Annotated in this window: 9 protein-coding genes; 3 read left to right on the top strand and 6 right to left on the bottom strand. The window is 73.4% G+C overall.

Translation table 11 applies throughout. The features are described 5' to 3' along the window. Positions 1-4: 4 nt before the first annotated feature. From ACIQVZ_RS11590 to ACIQVZ_RS11575, 4 genes are read right to left on the bottom strand one after another with little or no spacing between them, the layout of a single operon-like run. Positions 5-1,243 (bottom strand): cytochrome P450, encoded by a 1,239-nt coding sequence (locus ACIQVZ_RS11590; RefSeq protein WP_402449004.1) that lies wholly within the window; start codon positions 1,241-1,243, stop codon positions 5-7. Continuing rightward, the gene (locus ACIQVZ_RS11585; protein ID WP_402449002.1) at positions 1,240-3,033 is read right to left on the bottom strand and encodes a beta-ketoacyl synthase N-terminal-like domain-containing protein; all 1,794 of its coding nucleotides are present in this window, start codon (positions 3,031-3,033) and stop codon (positions 1,240-1,242) included. Before ACIQVZ_RS11585 ends, ACIQVZ_RS11590 begins: the two co-directional genes overlap by 4 nt. 60 nt (positions 3,034-3,093) lie before the next feature. Next, entirely contained in the window at positions 3,094-4,920 is a 1,827-nt protein-coding gene (locus ACIQVZ_RS11580) for a non-ribosomal peptide synthetase (protein ID WP_350880871.1), read from the bottom strand. Further along, the gene (locus tag ACIQVZ_RS11575; RefSeq protein WP_402449000.1) at positions 4,917-10,931 is read right to left on the bottom strand and encodes an acyltransferase domain-containing protein; all 6,015 of its coding nucleotides are present in this window, start codon (positions 10,929-10,931) and stop codon (positions 4,917-4,919) included. Before ACIQVZ_RS11575 ends, ACIQVZ_RS11580 begins: the two co-directional genes overlap by 4 nt. A 785-nt stretch (positions 10,932-11,716) precedes the next feature. On the opposite strand from ACIQVZ_RS11575, the gene ACIQVZ_RS11570 reads away from it, so the two are divergent. Then, entirely contained in the window at positions 11,717-13,099 is a 1,383-nt protein-coding gene (locus ACIQVZ_RS11570; protein ID WP_402448998.1) for an MFS transporter, read from the top strand. A gap of 144 nt (positions 13,100-13,243) precedes the next feature. Here the strand turns inward: ACIQVZ_RS11570 and ACIQVZ_RS11565 are convergent, their stop codons facing one another. Continuing rightward, on the bottom strand, positions 13,244-13,786 hold the full coding sequence (locus ACIQVZ_RS11565) for a hypothetical protein (protein WP_350880865.1): 543 nt from the start codon (positions 13,784-13,786) through the stop codon (positions 13,244-13,246). A 178-nt stretch (positions 13,787-13,964) separates the two neighbouring features. On the opposite strand from ACIQVZ_RS11565, the gene ACIQVZ_RS11560 reads away from it, so the two are divergent. Continuing rightward, positions 13,965-16,043 carry a BTAD domain-containing putative transcriptional regulator gene (locus ACIQVZ_RS11560; RefSeq protein WP_402448996.1) on the top strand — a complete coding sequence of 693 codons (2,079 nt, stop codon included), beginning with the start codon at positions 13,965-13,967 and terminating at the stop codon, positions 16,041-16,043. 37 nt (positions 16,044-16,080) lie between these two features. On the opposite strand, the gene ACIQVZ_RS11555 is transcribed toward ACIQVZ_RS11560, so the two are convergent. After that, positions 16,081-16,734 carry a TetR/AcrR family transcriptional regulator C-terminal domain-containing protein gene (locus tag ACIQVZ_RS11555; RefSeq protein ID WP_350880861.1) on the bottom strand — a complete coding sequence of 218 codons (654 nt, stop codon included), beginning with the start codon at positions 16,732-16,734 and terminating at the stop codon, positions 16,081-16,083. Between the two features lie 70 nt (positions 16,735-16,804). On the opposite strand from ACIQVZ_RS11555, the gene ACIQVZ_RS11550 reads away from it, so the two are divergent. Then, a complete protein-coding gene (locus ACIQVZ_RS11550) occupies positions 16,805-18,256 on the top strand; it encodes an FAD-dependent monooxygenase (protein WP_402448993.1) in 1,452 nt (483 codons plus the stop codon). Positions 18,257-18,352 lie beyond the last annotated feature (96 nt).

Here is an 18,352-nt window from a genome sequence, read left to right as displayed (position 1 = left end):
CGGATCAGTCGACCTCTTTCAGTCCGCGGTGGTCGGGCTCGAACCGCACCGGCATCGTGGAGAACCCGGTCAGGAAGTTGGACCGGATCCGCAGCGCCTCCTCGGTCTGCTCGAACCCGGTGGTGAAGTCCCGCAGGGCCGTGAGCAGTTCGGCGATCTCCACCTTGGCCAGGTACGAGCCGACGCAGAAGTGCGGGCCGTAGCCGAAGGCCAGGTGCTTGTTGGGGGTGCGGCCGAGGTCGAACTCCCCGGGCCGCGCGAAGACCCGTTCGTCCCGGTTGCCGGAGGCGTGCCAGAGCGTGACGATGTCGCCCGGGCGCAGCCGTACGCCGTGCAGTTCGGTCTCCCGTACGGCGCTGCGCCCGAAGTGCATCGTGGGCGAGGCCCAGCGCAGCACCTCGTCCACGGCGGTCTCGACCGCGACCTCGCCGCGTTTGAACCGCCGCCACTGCTCGGGCCGGGCGGCGAGCGTGTGGACGCAGTCGATCATCGTCAGCCGGCTGGTCTCGTCGCCGCCGATGATCAGGCTGTAGCAGTTGAGCACGACGTCCTCGTCGGACAGCGGCACGCCGTCGATGGAGCTGGCGATCAGCATGCTGATCACGTCGTCGCCCGGGGACTCGCGCCGTTCCTCGACGACGTCCAGGAAGTACATCAGGATCTCGTTGCGGGCCATCTCGGAGTCGACGGCGTCGACGTCCTCGTCCTCGGCCGACAGCGCGGTCTTGGTCAGGCTGAGCAGGTAGTCCCGGTCCTGCTCGGGCACGCCGAGCAGGTTCGAGATCGTGGTCATCGGGATCCGGCTCGCGATCTCCTCGGCGAACTCGCAGCCGCCGGACTCGACGGCCTCGCGGATCCACTGCCGGGTGTTGGCCCGGACCGTCCGCGCGACCTCGTCGAGCACCCTCGGCGAGAGCACCCGCTGGAGGATCTTGCGCAGTTCGTGGTGCCGGGGCCCGTCGGTGACGGCCAGCATCCGGCCGGCCCCGGCGTCGCCGCCCTCCAGGAGCGTGACGAGCACGTTGCCGCGCTCGGAGGTGAAGTTCGCGTTGTCCCGGTAGGTGGCCATGATGTCGTCGTGGCGGGAGAGCACCCAGAACCCCCGGCGGCCGTCGACGGGCGGGTTCCAGTGCATCGGGGCGGTGTCCCGCAGGGTGCGCCAGAACCCGTCGAGGTCGTGGTCCGCGAAGGTGGCCGGGTCGCCCAGGTCCACGGTGTCCGGTGGCGGCGTGCTCATGGTCACCAGTCCGTGCGCCAGAACCGGCGCGGCTGGAACGGGTAGGTGGGCAGCGGCACCCGGTGGCTGGCCTGCCCCAGGTGCATGGCCTCGAAGTCCACCTGCTGGCCGGTCACCCAGGCGGCGGCCAGTTCGGCCAGCGCCGGCGCGTCCTGGCCGGACGGCACGATGCCGTTGTCGGTGCGGGAGAAGCGGGAGAAGGAGCCCGGGTCGGTCTGCGGGGCGGCGGCGGTCGTGGTGGCGGGGCCGCGGGCGGCGTCGTCGGACAGCGCCGCGATCAGCTCCGCGCGGCTGCGGACCACGGCCGCCCACCGGCGGGCCATCACCTTGCGGCCGAGGTTGAGGCTGAAGCAGACGTCGTCCAGGCGCAGGTCGGGGTCGGCCTCCAGCCGCTCCTTGAGCCGCGTACGCTGCCGGGCCAGCGCGTCGTCGTCCAGGGCGGACAGGGTGGCCAGCCGCGGCCGGCCCTCGTCCTCGGGGGCGCGCCCGGCGGCCGTCGGGGCCTCCTCCAGCAGCAGGTGCGCGTTGTAGCCGCCGCCACCGATCGAGGTGATGCCCGCGCGGCGGATGCCGGCCTGCGGCTCCCAGGCTGCCCCTTCGATCTGCGGCACGAAGGGGGTGCTGGGGAAGTCGAGGTCCTGGTTGACCTCGGTCAGGTTGATCGTCGCCGGGAGCGTCCTGTGGTGCAGGGCCAGCGCGGCCTTGATCGCGCCGAAGCCGCCGGAGACCACGCCGCCGTGGCCGACGTTGCCCTTGACCCCGCCGATCGAGGTGGTCGCGGTCTGCTTCCCGAACGCCATGGTCGCCGCGTGCACTTCGAGCTCGTCGGTCATCGGCAGGCCGAGACCGTTGGCCTCGTACATGGACACGGTGTCCGGGGTGACGCCGCCGACCTCCATGGCGTTGGCGATGCAGGCGCTCAGCCGCTCGGGCTGGGCCAGGCCGTACGCCATCGCGCTGACGCCGTTGTTGTTGACGGCCGAGCCCTTGACCACGGCGTAGATGTGGTCGCGGTCGGCGACGGCGTGGCCCAGCGGCTTCAGCAGCACGGTGACGACCCCGCTGGACAGCGCGGTGCCGGTGCCGTTGGCGTCGAACGGGCGGCAGTGGCCGTCCTTCGACAGGATGCGGTTCTCCTCCCACAGGTGGCCGCGCGGGTGCGGCAGGCGGACCATCGCGCCGCCGGCGATCGCCAGGTCGGTCTGGCCGAGCAGCAGCGACTGACAGGCCAGGTGCACCGCGTAGTGGAAGCCCGCGCAGACGGCGGCGACGGTGACGGCCTCGCCGATGAGCCCCATGTAGTAGAGCGCGTTGGAGGTCATGGTGTCCGGCGACCACGCCAGGCTGGCCTCGATCGCCTCGGGGCCGACCGACACCCGGTCCGGCGGGGAGCTGTAGAGCGCGGCGGTCTGCGGGTTGTTGGCGCCGTACATGCCGATCTCGGCCCTGAGCCGGTCCGGGTCGTAGCCGCCGTCCTCCAGCGTCTCCCAGGCGCTCTCCAGGAACAGCCGGTTCTCCGGGGTCATCGCGGCGGCCATCCGGTCGCTGATGCCGAACACCGACGGGTCGAACTTGTCGTACGTGTCGAGCACGCCGCAGGCCCGTACGTAGAACGGGCTGTGGATCAGGGTCTCGTCGACGTGGATGTCGTCCTTGGCCAGGAACGACACGGACTCCCGGCCGTGGACGAGGTTGTCCCAGAACTGCTCCTTGGTGCGGGCTCCGGGCGCCCGCAGGGACATGCCGATGACGGCCACGTCGCCCGGGTCGTAGTCCTGCTCGGGGTTGTCGGTCATGGGGAGGCTCCTGCTTCGTTTCGAGTGAGGGTGACTCAGCGGCCGCTGTACGCCGACGGCTCAGCGGCCGGTGGCGCCGCCGCGGCCGCGCAGCGCGGCCCGGCGGGTGTTGGCGCGCGCACGGGCGGACTGGACCGCCTCGGGGGTGGCGCCGCTCTCGTCGTCGAGCCAGCGGGCGAGGGAGGAGATGTCGCGGAAGCTGAAGAGGTCGGGCACCCGGACGCGGCGGTCGAAGCGCCGGGTCATCAGCCGGGCGAGGCGGATGAGCAGCAGGGAGTCCCCGCCGAGGTCGTAGAAGGCGGACTGCACGTCGATGCCCGACGGTTCGAGGTCGAGCAGCTGGCCCCAGATCTCCGACAGGGCGACCTCGGTCGGCGTGCCGGCGGCCGTCAGGGGCCCGCCGGTGTCGGCGGCCGGCGGCTCGGGCAGCGCGTCGCGGTCGAGCTTGCCGCCCGGCCCCAGCGGCAGGGCGGCCAGGAACACGAGCGTCGCGGGCACCATGTAGTCGGGCAGTTCGACGGCGAGCCTGCCGGTGACGGCGCTCTGGAGCGCGGCGTCCAGCCGGGGGCCGCCTTGCGGCGCGTCGTCGGCGGCGGGCACGACGTAGCCGACGAGCCGGTTGCCCCGGACGACGGCGGCGGCCTCCCGGACTTCGGGGCAGCCGGTCAGCCGGGCCTCGACCTCCTCCAGCTCGATGCGGTAGCCGCGCAGCTTGACCTGGTGGTCGGTGCGGCCGAGGAAGCGGAGTTCGCCGTCGTCGGTGAACCTGACGACGTCCCCGGTGCGGTACATCCGCTCGCCGTCGCGGAACGGGTCCGGCACGAAGCGTTCGGCCGTGGTGCGCGGCCGGTTGACGTAGCCGTGCGCGAGGCCGGCGCCGCCGAGGTAGAGCTCGCCGGGCTCACCGGCCGGGAGCGGCTCCAGGTTCTCGTCGAGCACGTAGACCCGGTCGCTGGTGGTCGGCGGGCCGATCGTCGGCTCGTCGGTCCCGTCCTCGGGCACCGGCCCGAACGAGCAGAAGACCGTCCCCTCGGTGGGGCCGTAGGCGTTGAAGACCCGGTCGGCGCCGGTCTCCCGGTAGGTGCGGTCCACCAGCTTGCGGCGCAGGGCCTCGCCGCCGAACACGACCGTGCGCACGTTCGGCGGCAGGGCTCCGGCGTCGAGCAGGCTGTTCATGACCGACGGGACGACGTTCAGGTGGGTGATCCTGTCGGCGTACCGGCTCTCCGGCAGGTGCACGGCGCTCTCGACGAGCACGACGGCGCCGCCGCGGCACAGCGCGTTGAAGATCTCCATCACGGACAGGTCGAAGCAGACCGAGCTCGCCGCCGAGACTCCGCTCAGGTCGCAGCCGTCGAGGACCCGGTCCATCTCGGCGAGCATCGCCACGCAGCCGGCGTGCCGGACGGCCACGCCCTTGGGCCTGCCGGTGGAGCCCGAGGTGTAGATGACGTACGCGGTGTCGCCGGGCACGACCGCGACGGGCTTCGCGCCGGGCTCGGTCGTGACGTTCTCCCCGAGCACGACCACGGTCGGTCCGGGCGGACAACTGGCCCGGGACGCGGGTGTGGTGAGCAGCAGGCGGGTCCCGCTGTCCTGGACCATGAAGGTCAGCCGGTCGGCGGGGTAGTTCGGGTCCAGCGGCAGGTAGCAGGATCCGGCGCGCAGGGCCGCCAGGATGCCGACGAGCAGGTCGGGGGTGCGCTCGACGCAGATGCCGACCGGGACGCCGGGGCCCGCGCCGTCGGCGACCAGCCGTTCGGCCAACTCCCTTGAGCGTTCGTTCAGTTCGCCGTAGGTCAGGACGCCGGCGTCGGAGTAGACGGCGGTCGCGTCGGGGTTCTTGAGCGCCTGCTCGACGAACGCGGAGTGCAGGGTCTCGGTCACTGGTCCGTCTCCTCGGGGAGGCCGGTCGGCGCGAGGTCGCCGAGGGCCCGGTCGGGTCCGGCGATCGCGTCGAAGAGCACGGTGCGGTACAGCGCGAGCAGTGCCGTCACGGTCTGCCTTTCCAGGTAGCTCGGTTTGAACTGGACGTGGCCGGCGACCTCGCCGTCGATGTCGGCCATCGAGATCTCGAGGTCGAACTTGGCGAGGTGCCTGCGCACCTGAAGCGGTTCGAGCGGCAGCGCGCCGTCGGGCGTGATGGTGTCGCCGATGCCGTGGAAGAGCTTGACGGACCGGGGGAACGCGTCCGAGGAGAGCCAGTTGACGACCACGTCGAACCACGGGGAGCGGCCCTCGGCCCTCGGCGGGCGCAGCTGGGAGGCCAGCAGGTCGAGGGGGTAGTTCATGTGCTCCAGGAGGCCGAGCGAGAAGGCGTGGACCTCGCGCAGCAGGTCGCGGAAGCTTCGGTCACCGGCGGGGTTCGCCCGCACCAGCACGGTGTTGAGGTAGTAGCCGACGGCGGATTCCCAGCCGGGTTCGGCGCGTTGGGCGATGGCGGTGGCCAGCACCGCGTCCTCGGTGCCGACCGCGCGGTTGAGCGCGGCGAAGAACCCGGCCAGCACGACGGTGCTGATCGACACGCCTTCGCGCACCGCAAACTCCCGCAGCAGGCGGGTCTCTTCGGCGCTCCAGCGGAAGGCGAGGTCGCGGCCCTCGTAGGTGACGCCCGGCGGCCGCTCCTTGGTGGACAGGTCGAGGTGGGCGGGCGGGTCGGCCAGCTTCCGCGACCACCAGTCCAGGGCCGCGCCGGCCGCCGGGCCGGCCAGCCATTGCCGCTCCCACGCGACGAACTCCGTGTACGGGGCGACCGGCGCGCTGTCGGCGGGGTCGGCGCCCTCGTAGTACGCCTGGAGTTCGCGGATCATGACGTCGGCCGACGCCGCGTCCGACGCGATGTGGTGGACGAGCACCAGCAGGTAGTGGTCCGCCGGTCCGCGCGTCATGAGGACGATCCGCACCAGCGGCCCGTTGTCCAGGTCGAGCGGCTCGTGCCCGTAGCGGGCCAGTTCCTCGCGGGCCTGTTCGTCGTCCAGGTCGGTGCCGTCCGCCACGACGAACTCGTACACCGGTTCGTCCAGGATGACCTGGTAGGGGCTGCCGCCCGCCTCCACGAAGAGGGTGCGCAGGGCGGGGTGGCGCTCCATCACGGCCCGGACGGCGCGGTCCAGGGCCTTCTCGTCGACGGCGGTCCGGATCCGGGCGGTCACCATGAAGTTGTAGGGCACGGCGTCCGGCGCGACCATCTGCATGAACCACAGCGAGGCCTGGCCGTGCGAGGCCGGTGCCAGGGCGAGGCCGAGGCCGTCGGCGCGCAGCTGGTCCAGGGCCGGTGCGTCGGTGGCCTCCAGCAGTCCGCGCGCGTCCAGTTCGTCCACCAGCTCCTCGGCGTCCAGTTCGGACAGCTCGTCGAGGTACGTCCGGTCCGGCTCGGCCTCGGGGGCCTGGGCGGGAACGGGAGCGGCCGCCGGTACGGGCGGTGCCGTCGCGGGCGCGGCCGGTCCGGCGGTGAGTTCGACGAAGTGGCCGACGACCTCGGAGATGGGCCGGCCGTCCAGGAACACCACCGGCGACACCCGGTGCCCGAACAGCGACTGCAGCCTGTTGACGAGGCGGATCGCCAGCATCGAGTCGAGGCCGAAGTCGAGCATGCTGGCGTTCACGTCGAACCTGCTCACCGGCACGCCCAGCGCGTCGGCGAGCTCGGCGAGGACGGCCTCCGCCACCGGCCGGATCTCCGTCGGCTGCTCCTCCTCCACCACACGGGCCACGGGCACAGCCGCGGTTTCGACAGCCGGGGCCGGGGCCGGCGCCTGGGCGGGGCGGGGCTCGGTGTCGATCCAGTAGCGGTCCTTCTGCCACTGGACGAGCGGCGTCTCCACGACCTCGACGTCGTCGCCGAACAGCGGGTCGAAGGTCAGCGGCAGGCCCCTGACGTACAGCGACGCGGCGGCGCCCAGCAGGCAGCGGACGTCGCTCTCGTCGCGCCGCAGGGAGTTGATCGCGTGCACCCGGGCGCCACGGGTCAGCGCGATCTCCTCGACCGCGCCGCGCAGCGTCTCGTGCGGGCCGATCTCGATGAAGGTGCCGACACCCTGGTCGACCAGCGCGCCGATCGTCTCGGCGAACCGGACCTGGTTGCGCAGGTTGTGCACCCAGTAGTCGACGTCGGCGACCGGGTTGACCGTGTCGGCCAGTGCCGTGGAGTGGAAGTCGATGCCGGGCGTCAGCGCGGTGATGCCGTCGATGCCCTCGCGCAGCGGCTGGAGCAGCGGATCCATCCCGGGGCTGTGCACCGGCCGTTCGACCCGGATCCGCCGGGTCGAGATCCCGTCCCGCTTGAGGTCGGCCTCCAGGGCGTCGACGGCTTCGGGCGAGCCGGAGACCGCCGCGCTGGTGGGGCTGTTGACCACGGCGACGGCCGCGTGCGCGGCGTAGGGGGCCAGCCGCGGCAGCAGCTCCGCCTCCGGCAGGTCGACGGAGATCATGGCGCCCGCGGCGGCCTTGCGCTCCAGCAGGTGCGACCGGGCGACCACCACGCGGGCGGCGTCCTCCAGCGACAGCGCACCGGCCACGCAGGCGGCCGCGACCTCGCCCAGGCTGTGCCCGACGACGGCGGTCGGCTCGATGCCGAGTCCGAGCCACACCTTCGCCAGCGAGACCTGGAGGGCGAACAGCACGGGCTGCTGGAAGTCCATCTCCTCGTACCTGGCCTCGTCGGCCGGGGCGGCGAGCCGGTCGAGCACCGAGCAGCCGCCGGCCGCGCGCACGGCGGCGTCGCAGGCGTTCATCCAGGTGCGGAAACCGGCGTGCGAGCGCAGGAGTTCGCGGCCCATGCCGACCCACTGGGTGCCGCCGCCGGAGAACACCAGCGCGACCCGCCGGTCGACGCTGCCGGAGACCGTGCCCGTGACGACGTCGGGGTGCGGCTGGCCGGCGGCGACCCGGGCGAGGCCGTCCAGGACGTCCTGCCGGTTGCGGGCGAACAGGGCGATCCGGTGGTTGTGGTGGGTGCGCCTGGCGGCGAGCGTGTAGGCGAGATCGCGGACCCGCAGGCCCGCGTCGCGTTCGACGTGGTTGGACAGCTCGCGGCAGGTGTCGGCCAGCGCGCCGGCCGTGCGGGCGGTGACGGGGACGAGGTGCACCTGCTCGTCGGCGGCGGCGTCGCTGCGGCCGGGCGTGACGTGCCGCCCGCGGTCGCCCGCGAGGAAGGGGTGGGCCGCGACGGGGAGACCGGCGGCGTACAGGGCGCCGAGCGAGCCGAGCAGGGTCGAGGCCTCGTCGGCGCCGCGGCGCAGCGACGGCAGGGTGGCCGCCGTCAGGATCTCCGACACCGACTTGAGCAGGACGGGGTGCGGGCTGATCTCGATCACCGCGTCGACGTCGTGGTCGCGCAGCTCCGTCAGGGCGTCGACCACCCGGATCTCCCGGCGCAGGTTGTCCGCCCAGTAGTCCGGCCCGAGTTCGGCGCCGTCGACGCGCTCGCCGGTGACCGTCGAGATCATCGGGATGCGGGTGGTCCGGGGCCTGATGCCGTCGAGTTCGACCTTCAGCGGGGCGAGGACGTGGTCGACCAGCGGGGAGTGCGGGGCGTGGCCCATCCGGACCCGGTGGTTGGTGACGCCCGCCGCGGTCAGCCGCTGGACGAGGTCGTCGATCTCCTGCGGTGTGCCGGTGACCAGGGTGGAGTTCAGGCCGTTGCGGCCGGAGACGGTGAGCCGGCCGGTCAGGTACGGCTCGACCTCGTCGGCGGCGGTCATCACCACGATGCCCTCGCCGCGCCCCACCGCGAGCTGCTGGAGGAGCCGGCCGTGGTGGGCGGCCAGGCGGGAGGCGTCGTCGAAGTCGAGCGCGCCGGCGATGTGGGAGGCGGCGAACTCGCCGACGCTCTGCCCCACGACGACGTCGGGCTCCACCCCCAGCGAGCGCCAGGCTTCGGCCAGCGCGACCTGGAGGGAGAACAGCAGCGGCTGGAAGACGTCCATGTCGTCGATGCGGCCGTCCGGGGACATCAGCTGCTCGACGAGCGAGAAGCCCAGCAGCTCCCGCATCCGCCGGTCGGACTTCATCATGGACCGGCGGAACACGGGCATCGCGGCGAGCAGTTGCCGGCCCATGCCCACCCACTGCGAGCCGTTGCCCGAGAACAGGAAGGCCACCCGCGGCGTGCGTCCGGTCCGCTCGCCGACGCTGAGCCCGGCGGCCTTCGCCCCGCTGCCGAAGGCGTCCAGCTGGGAGCGGAGTTCGGGCATGTCGCGGGCGGTGGCCGCGAGCCGGAACGGGCCGTCGCCGGGCGTCCGGCGGCAGAGCTCGCGCAGGTCGCTCTCGTCGCGCAGCACCCGGGCCCGCTCGGCCAGCGCCTCCCGGGAGTCCGCGGCCAGCAGGAGCAGCGAGCTCTCGGGGCGCGGCAGTTCCTCGACGGCGACGTGACAGATCGCGCCGCCGAACCCGAACGAGCTGACGCCGCCCCGGCGGGCGTCGGAGCGTCGCGGCCACGGCGTCAGCCGGTCCTGGACGGTGAGGTTGTACTCGTCGAACATGATCTGCGGGTTCGGCGCGCTGTAGTGCAGGCTCGGCGGCAGCACGCCGTTGCGCATCGACATCGCGAGCTTGACCAGGCCGACGATGCCGGCGGCCGCCTCCAGGTGCCCGACGTTGGACTTGACGGACCCGAGCCGCAGCGGCTCCGTACGGCCGCCGCCCAGCACCGCGCCGATGGCGTTGGCCTCGATCGGGTCGCCGAGGGGCGTCGCGGAGCCGTGGCACTCGATGTAGTCCACGAGGTGCGGTGCGATGCCCGCCCGCTGGTACGCGGTGCGGAGCATCTTCTCCTGCGCCTGGGGGTTCGGCGCCGTCATCCCGTTGCTCAGGCCGTCGTTGTTGGAGGAGCTGCCCTTGATCAGGCAGTACACCGGCAGGTCGCGCTCCAGCGCCACGCTCAGCGGGGCGAGCACGACGACGCCGGCGCCCTCACCGCGGACGTAGCCGTCGGCGCGGGCGTCGAAGGACTTGCAGCGGCCGTCCGGGGCGAGCGCGCCCATCGCGTCCATGGCGGTGTAGTAGTCGGAGACGAAGCTCAGGTTCACGCCGCCGGCCAGCACCAGGTCGCTCTCGCCCAGCCAGATCGACTGGCAGCCCACGTGCACCGAGACCAGCGATCCGGCGCAGGCGGCGTCGATGGCCATGCTCGGGCCCTGGAGGCCGAGGACGTAGGAGACCCGGTTGGCGATGATGCCGTCGTGCATGCCGGTCGCGGTGTGCGGGGTGATCTGGCTGTCGGGGCCGCGGTAGTGCGCCAGGGCGGCGTAGTCGCCCCAGCAGGAGGCCATGAACACGCCGGTGTCGCTGTCGACCAGGCTGTGGGGCGCGATGCCCGCGTCCTCCAGCGCCTCCCAGGACAGCTCCAGGATCAGGCGTTGCTGCGGGTCCATCTGGACGGCTTCGCGGGGCGAGATGCCGAAGAACAGCGGATCGAACCGGTCGATGCCGTCGATGAAGCCGCCCCAGCGCACCCGGTCGTTCAGCAGCTCGCGCCGCGCGGCCGGTACCGGCCCGACGGCGTCGCCGCCCTCGACCAGCAGCTGCCAGAACGACGACGGGTCCGGCCCGCCGGGGAACCGGCAGCCGATGCCCACGATCGCGACGGGCTCGTGCGAGGGCGGTCGGCGGCGCTCGGTGCCCGGAGCGGGCTCCGCGGCGCGCGGACCGTCGACGAGCGCGCGCGCCAGCCCGTCGACGGTCGGGTACTGCCACATCCAGGTGGCCGGGACCTGCCAGCCGAGGAACTCGGACAGCGAGGCCGCGAGAGTCACCGATCTCAGCGAGTCCAGTCCGTACCGGTGCAGCGGCGCCGAGCGGTCCACCGCGCCCGCGGACACGTCCAAGAGTTCGACGACACGGGAAAGCAGGAAATCGGTTACGGCGGAAATGTCTCGCGCTGCGCGCTCTCGGGGCACGGCGACTCCCTCAACAGGGCGGATGGAATGGACGGGTGGAGCTTCACGGCCGACCGGCCGGGGGGTTCGGTCCGCACCCGGGCAGCCGGACACAGGGGGCGGCTCATGACGCGGAGGGTCCCCTTCACCGCATCAAGTTCCTGGGTGGGGCCGATGGTTGGCGTGCGGATGAGATCGGCGTTTCCGATCCCCACGTTCACGGCGGGCGAGAACTCCCGTTCGTGTACCGCTGTTTCAGCCGGCGGCGCGGCTCGTTCCCATCGCGGGAGAAATCGCGGGCTTCTCCGGGTCACACCGGTCCGCGAGTGCATCGACGACAGGATCGCGTACGCGGAATCCTCACCTGCACGGCTACTGTCGATGGGCTCCAAGGTCCATTTGGTCAAGCGCGACGAGTATGCTGATTGAGGCAAAATGGAGCGTCAGTGCTAATCCGACCGGCGGACAGCAGAGTGCCAGTTCGTTAATGGTGAGACAAGCGCCATTCGAGGGCCGGTTGAGGCAGTGGCGAGATTTGATCTCCAAGTGTCCGGTTCGAGTGGGAGCCGTCGGCGATCCGAAATGGCACCTCGACCCGGCGGCGCGCCCCGTCACCGCACCCCGGGCGGGATAGGCGCACGACCCCGCGAAAGGCGCGCTCCACCGGCGCGCGACTGGGGTAGACAGCGGCTGAGTGACCCATGCAAGCTGACCCCCATGGCAGTTGAGAATCTTGATGCGGCGTCGTCCGATGCCGACCGTTCCTTAGCCGGGCTCACCGGCCGCGACGTCGACGGCAGGCCCGCATGACGGACGCCACGGACACCACCGGCACCACCGACACCCCCGGCACAGCGGCCGAGCCGGCGCTCCGGCCGGGACTGGCACTCGGAGTACTGGCCGGGGCGCTCGCCCTGGACGTGAGCGGTCTCGGAGTCCTCAACGCCGCCCTGCCGTCCGTCGGAGCGCGCTTCGACCTGGACGAGACCACGCTCCAGTGGGTCATGACCGCCTACGCCGTCACGTTCGCCGGCTTCCTGCTGGTGGGCGGCCGACTGGCCGACGTCCTCGGCCGGCGGCGGGTGTTCGAGGTCGGGGTCGCCCTGTTCACCGTGTCCGCGCTGGTCGGGGCGCTGGCCCCGGACACCGCGGTGCTGCTGGGTGCGCGCGCCGTCCAGGGCATCGGCGCCGCCCTGTCCGGCCCGGCGGCGCTGGCCCTGCTCACCGAGACGTTTCCGGCCGGTCCGGCCCGCAACCGGGCCTTCAGCGTGTACGCGGCGGTCGGCGCCGCGAGCTTCAGCGGCGGGGTGATGCTGGGCGGCGTACTGACCCAGTTCCTCGGCTGGCGTTCGGTGCTGTGGTTCTCGGTGCTGCTGGGGCTCGCCGTGCTGGCCGCGACCCGCGCCGGACTGCCCGGTGGCGTCGGGCACAGCGGCCGGCTGGACCTGCCCGGCGCGATCACGGGCACGCTCGGACTCACCCTGCTCGTCGTCGGCGCGAGCAGCGACGGCGCGACGGCGTGGATCGTCCTCGCCGCCGCGGTGGCCTTCCTGGCGCTGTTCGTCGTGCGTGAGCACCGCACCGCCGACCCCGTGCTCCCGCTCGGCCTCTTCCGGATCAGGTCGGTCCGGGCCGCGAGCCTGGCGGCGTTCCTCCAGTACATGGGATCGGTCGGGCTGCTGTTCTTCGCGCCGCTGTACCTCCAGGGGATGCTGGACTACTCCCCCTTCGAGTCCGGTCTCGCGCTGGTGCCGATGTCCCTGGCCGTGTTCCTCACCGCCAACTTCGCCACCGGACGCCTGCTGGCCCGGTTCACCCCGCGCACGCTGATGGCGGTCGGCCTGGTCCTGATCGGCGGGGGTGCCGCACTGTGGCTGGGCACACCGCACGACGGCGGCTACGTGCAGTACGTGCTGCCCGGCCTGGTGCTCAGCGGCATCGGCCAGGGGCTGAACTTCCCCTCGATGACGTCCGCCGGGCTCACCGGAGTCCCGGCGCGGCAGCACGCCGTCGCCGGGGCGGTGAACGTCGTGGCGCAGCAGATCGGCGCGAGTGCGGGCGTCGCGGTGATGGTCCTGGTCGCCGCGACCAGCACGGACCAGCTCGCCGGCTACCACCTCGCCTACCTCACCGCCGCCGGCGCGTGCGTTCTGGGCGCGGCGGTCATCGCCGTACGACGGCAGGCCTGAGAGGCCCGGCCGACCGGCGGCCGGACGGCCTGGCCGGGCTGGGCTGGGCTGGGCGAACCCCAAGGCGACGGCCCGCACCGCGTGGTGCGGGCCGTCGCCTTTCCACCGGTTTCCACCGGCAGGCCCGGAGGTTCCAGGGGCCGGTCAGTTCCAGGGGTTGGCCGCCTGGTCGTTGATGGCCGTCCAGAACCGGGTGTTGTTGGGGATGTTGCCGTAGGCCCAGAAGGTCCAGCCACCGGTCTGCGCCAGGTCGGACCCGAAGTGGCCGTCGTGGAACTCGGCCTCGCGCCAGCCGGCCCCGAAGGAGGCCTGGCACAGGCTGTCCGCCGCGGCCCGGCTGTTGAGTCGGGCGCCCTTGACCGGCTGGCTGAGGGCGACGGTGCCCTGCGCCCAGCCGTTGTAGAAGCCGATGCTGATCCCGGACGGGGCCGGGCTGCCGTCGACGTTGAGGCAGAGCACGGGCAGCGAGACCGACGGCGCGGTGTCGCCGTTGTAGGCGTTGCTCGGGCTGCCGCCGGGGCCGCCGACCTGGACGGTGCCCTCCGGGCCGTAGGCGACGACGGACCAGGTCATCCCCAGGTGGGTGCCCGGTCCGGTGGCGGCCTCGGCCGGGGCCGCGGACAGCGGGATCAGGGCGGCTGCGGCGACGGCGGTCGCGGTGGCGACGGCCTTCTTCAGACGGTTCATCAACTGCTCCTGGTTCGAGGCGTCTCGTCAGGCGACCGGCTCGTTTCGGCCGGTGCACAGCAAAGGTCTCAACCGGACGCACACAACTGGCATGATCTGGTCATAGATCCATCACCGCCCGTGCCCATCCACTCGCAGCGACGGTCCGGCCCGGCCCGCGGATCCCAGGGAGGGACACTTGGAGTTCAGGATCCTCGGCTCGCTGGAGGTGTGGACCGGCGACGGGAGGCGCGTCCCCTTCGAAGGCTCCCGGCAGGAGCGGCTGCTCGCCGCCCTGCTGCTCAACGCGGACATCTCCGTCCCGGTCGCCCGCCTGGTGGACGCCGTCTGGGACGAGCGGCCGCCGGCCACCGCCACCCGCCAGGTCCGCAACCTCGCCGGGGTGCTGCGGCGCCGCTTCGCCGAGGCCGACCCGGACGCACCGCCGGTCCTGCTGACCGACGGCCGCGGCTACCGCATCACGCTCACCGGCCACCGCCTGGACGCCCGCGCCTTCACCGACCGGCTCGCCCTCGCCCGCCGCGAGGCCGACGCCGGACGATCCCCGGCCGCGGTCGACGGGCTCCGCGAAGCACTCGCCCTGTGGCGCGGCCCCGCGCTGGACGGACTCGCCGTGGACGCGGACGCCCCGGGCGCGGTCGCGCTGGACGAACTGCGCCTGACCGCCTGGGAGGAGTGCCTCGATCTGGAGCTCTCCCTCGGCCGGCACCGAGCGGCCGTCCCCGAACTGACCGCGCTGGTGGTCGACCACCCGCTCCGGGAACGCTTCACCGGACAGCTGATGCGCGCACTGCACGGTTCCGGGCGCGCGCCCGAGGGGCTCACCGCCTACCGCCGGTTCGCCGAGCGGCTGGCCGACGAGCTCGGGCTCGACCCCGGGCCGGAGCTGCGGGCGCTGCACCTGGAACTGCTGGCCACCGAGCCGGCCCGCGCCGAACCGGTCCACCCCGAAGCGGCGCCGCCCGCAGCGGCCCCGGCGGCCGCACCCCCGGCAGCCGCACCCCCGGTGGAGACACCGCCGCCGCCACCCGCCCAACTCCCGCCCGCACTGCCCACCTTCGTCGGACGCGGCACGGAGCTCCGCGTCCTGGACTCGCTGCTCACGACGCCCGCGACCGGTGCCACCGGCGCGGCCGTCCCCGTGTGCGCGCTCTCGGGCCCGGCCGGGGTCGGCAAGACCACCCTGGCCGTCGACTGGGCCCACCGCGCCCGGGACCGGTTCCCGGACGGCCAGCTCTACGCCGACCTGCACGGCTACTCCGTCGCCGCGCCCCTCACCCCGCACACCGTCCTCGCCCGTTTCCTACGCGCCCTCGGCGTGCCCGGCGACCGGATCCCCGCGGCACCGGACGAGGCGGCCGCGCTCTACCGCTCCCTACTGGCCGACCGCCGGCTACTCGTGGTCCTCGACAACGCCCGCGACGCCGAGCAGGTCCGCCCGCTGCTGCCGGGCGCCCCGGACTGCCGCACGGTGGTCACCAGCCGCACCCGACTCGACGGCCTGACCGCCCGCAACGGCGCCCACCCCCTGGTGCTCGACGTCCTGCCCGCCCATCAGGCCCTCCGCCTCCTGGCCCGCATCGCCGGCGAGCACCGCACCCGCGCCGAGCCGCACGCCGCGGCCGAACTCACCGCCGCCTGCGGCCGGTTGCCCCTCGCCCTGGCCATCACCGCGAGCCGCCTCGCCGCCTTCCCGGGCCGCAGCCTCGCCGACCACGCCGTCGAACTCCTCGACGCGGAGCACCGGTTGAGCGCCCTGCAGATCGACGGCGACGCCACCTCGGCGGTCCGCGCCGCCTTCGACCTCTCCTACCGCTCGCTCCCCGCCGAGGCCCGATCCCTGCTCCGGCTGCTCGCCCTGGCCCCGGCCGTCGGCGTCAGCTCCGGCGCGGCAGCCGCCCTGACCGACACCCCCACCGCCGCCGTCCGGCCCGTCCTCGACCACCTGGCCACCGCCCACCTGCTCACCCACGAGGACCACCACCGCTACCGGCTCAACGACCTCCTGCGCCTCTACGCCGCCGAACGCTGCACCGCCGAGACCGGCACCGCCGAGCGCCGCGCCGCCCTGGAACGCCTCAGCTCCTGGTACCTCCACCACGCCGACTCCCCCGCGCTGCCGCCCGCCCCTCCCGTCGCGGACCACCCGTGGAGCCGGGGCCACCACCTGATCGGCCTCCACCTCGACGAATGGGTCGAGGTGGACCGCCTGGCCGCCCTGGCCGCCTGCGCGGCGCAAGCGCCGGACGCCCCCTGATCCCGGGCCCGGCCACCGAGCTCCGCGGTCGGTGCGGCTACCGCACGAGCAGCGTCGCCTCGACGCCGGCCAGGACGGCCGCCAGGCCCTGCTCGAAGCCCTGGTCGAAGTCCTGGAACATCACCCGGCCGGCTTCGGCGGCGAGCGGGTGGGCGGCCAGCCGCTCGGCCCGGGCGTCCAGGTCGTAGCCCTCCTCGCCGTCGAAGGGGTTGGGGCCCATGGCCTGCTCCTCGATGACGTAGCCGATCGTGTAGCTGTACGCCGTGTACCAGGCGCGGGCCGCCGCCTGCGGGGTGAAGCCCGCCCCCGTGAGCAGGAGCAGCCCGGCTTCGAGCCCCGCCGCGTACGAGGTGTCGGTGAACCGGGCTCCGCTGTAGACCCTGGCCCCGTCGCGGTAGCGGAGCAGTTCGGCCCGCAGCCCCCGCATCGTCGCCAGGTAGGCCTCCCGCCAGTCCGCCGCCGGGGGGATCCGGGACGGACCGGCGGCCGCGCGCCGCATCATCTCGGTCGCCATCTCGTCGAGCAGCGCCTGCTTGTCCTTGAAATGCCAGTACAGCGCCGGTGCCTTGACCTCCAGCGCGGCGGCGATGGCGCGCAGGGTGAGGCCGTCCAGGCCCACCTCGTTCAGGAGTGTCAGTGCGGTGTCGACGACCGTCCGGCGGTCGAGCTTCGGGGTTCTCTGCGGCGTCACGGTTGACAGCTTAACGACGTTAAGTGCAGTCTTCCAGCAGCGACCACTTAACAACGTTAAGGAGATGCTCATGGCCACCCGCGCCACCGACCCGCACACCGACGTCCTGATCGTCGGAGCCGGACCGACCGGCCTCGCCCTCGCCGTCGACCTCGCCCGGCGCGGCATCACCGCACTGCTCGTCGAACGCGAGAGCGGGCTCTTCCCCGGCTCCCGCGGCAAGGGCCTCCAGCCCCGCACCCTGGAGGTCCTGGACGACCTCGGGGTACTGGCCGACATCCGCGCCGCCTCCGGGCACTACCCGCCGAACCTGTTCTGGCGCGACGGCGAGCCGCAGGACGAACGCCGCATGTACGAACCGACCGAGCCCTCCGAGGCCGAGCCCCACACCGAGACGCTGATGCTGCCGCAGTGGCGGACCCAGCAGGTGCTGCACGACCGGCTGCGCGCCCTCGGCGGCTCGGTCGCCTTCGGACGCGAACTGGTCGGCCTGGCCCAGGACGCGGACGGCGTCACCGCCGAGTTCGCCACCGGCGCCCCGGTCCGGGCGCGGTACGCGGTCGCCGCCGACGGCGGACGGTCGGCGGTCCGCAGGCTGCTCGGCATCGGCATGACCGGGCAGGTCGTCGACCCGGACCCGATGCTGGTCGCGGACGTCCTGGTCACCGGCCTCGACCGCGACCACTGGCACGTCTTCCCGCCTCGCGACGGCGCCGCCGGGCGCGGACCGCTCGGCGGCCTGCTGGCCCTGTGCCCGCTGCCCGGCACGGACGAGTTCCAGCTCGTGGCGCAGTACCCGCAGGGCACGGCCGTCGACGCGTCCCTGGACGGCATCCGCGACGTGGTCGCCGCCCGCTCGCACCTGGCCGCCGAGCAGGTCACCGGGGTGCGGTGGGCCTCCGAGTTCCGGCCTCGGGCGGCCCTGGCCGACCGCTTCCGCACGGGCCGGGTGTTCCTCGCGGGCGACGCCGCGCACGTACACTCCCCCGCCGGCGGGCAGGGCCTCAACACCAGCGTCCAGGACGCCTACAACCTGGGCTGGAAGCTGGCGGCCGTGCTCGGCGGCGCGGCCCCGGACGCCCTGCTCGACACCTACGAGGAGGAGCGCCGCCCCACTGCGGCGGCGATGCTGGACCTGTCGACCCGGGTCCACCACGGCGAGGCCCGCCGGGGCCGGGCGACCCAGCAACTCGGCCTCGGCTACCGGGAGTCGTCGCTGGCCGAGGAGACCCGCCCGACCCTGCCGGAGGGCGCCCTGCGGGCCGGGGACCGCGCACCGGACGGGCGCCGGGGCGGCGTCCGGCTCTTCGACGCCTTCCGCGGACCGCACTGGACCCTGCTGGCGGTCGGGACCGAGTCCCCGCTCCCGCGGGCCGCCTGCCCGGTGGTCCGCATCCCGGACTACGAGGCCTACGGCACCGGCGTGTTCCTCATCCGCCCCGACGGATACGTGGGCTGGGCCGGGGACACGGCGGACGGCCTGACGACCTATGCCTCCCGGTACGGCGCCCTGCGCCGCTGACGCCCCGGCCCGCCCGGGCCCCGGCCAGGGCCCGGGCGGGCCGCCACGCTCCCCGCCGTACGCCGCCACGCCGGATGGCCCGTCACGCGCACCGTC

The sequence above is a fragment of the Kitasatospora sp. NPDC098663 genome (genome assembly GCF_044760075.1).
Classification (GTDB): Bacteria; Actinomycetota; Actinomycetes; order Streptomycetales; family Streptomycetaceae; genus Kitasatospora.
The sequence above is the reverse complement of the archived record's forward strand: the minus strand, read 5'-3'. Positions and strand labels throughout refer to the sequence as shown.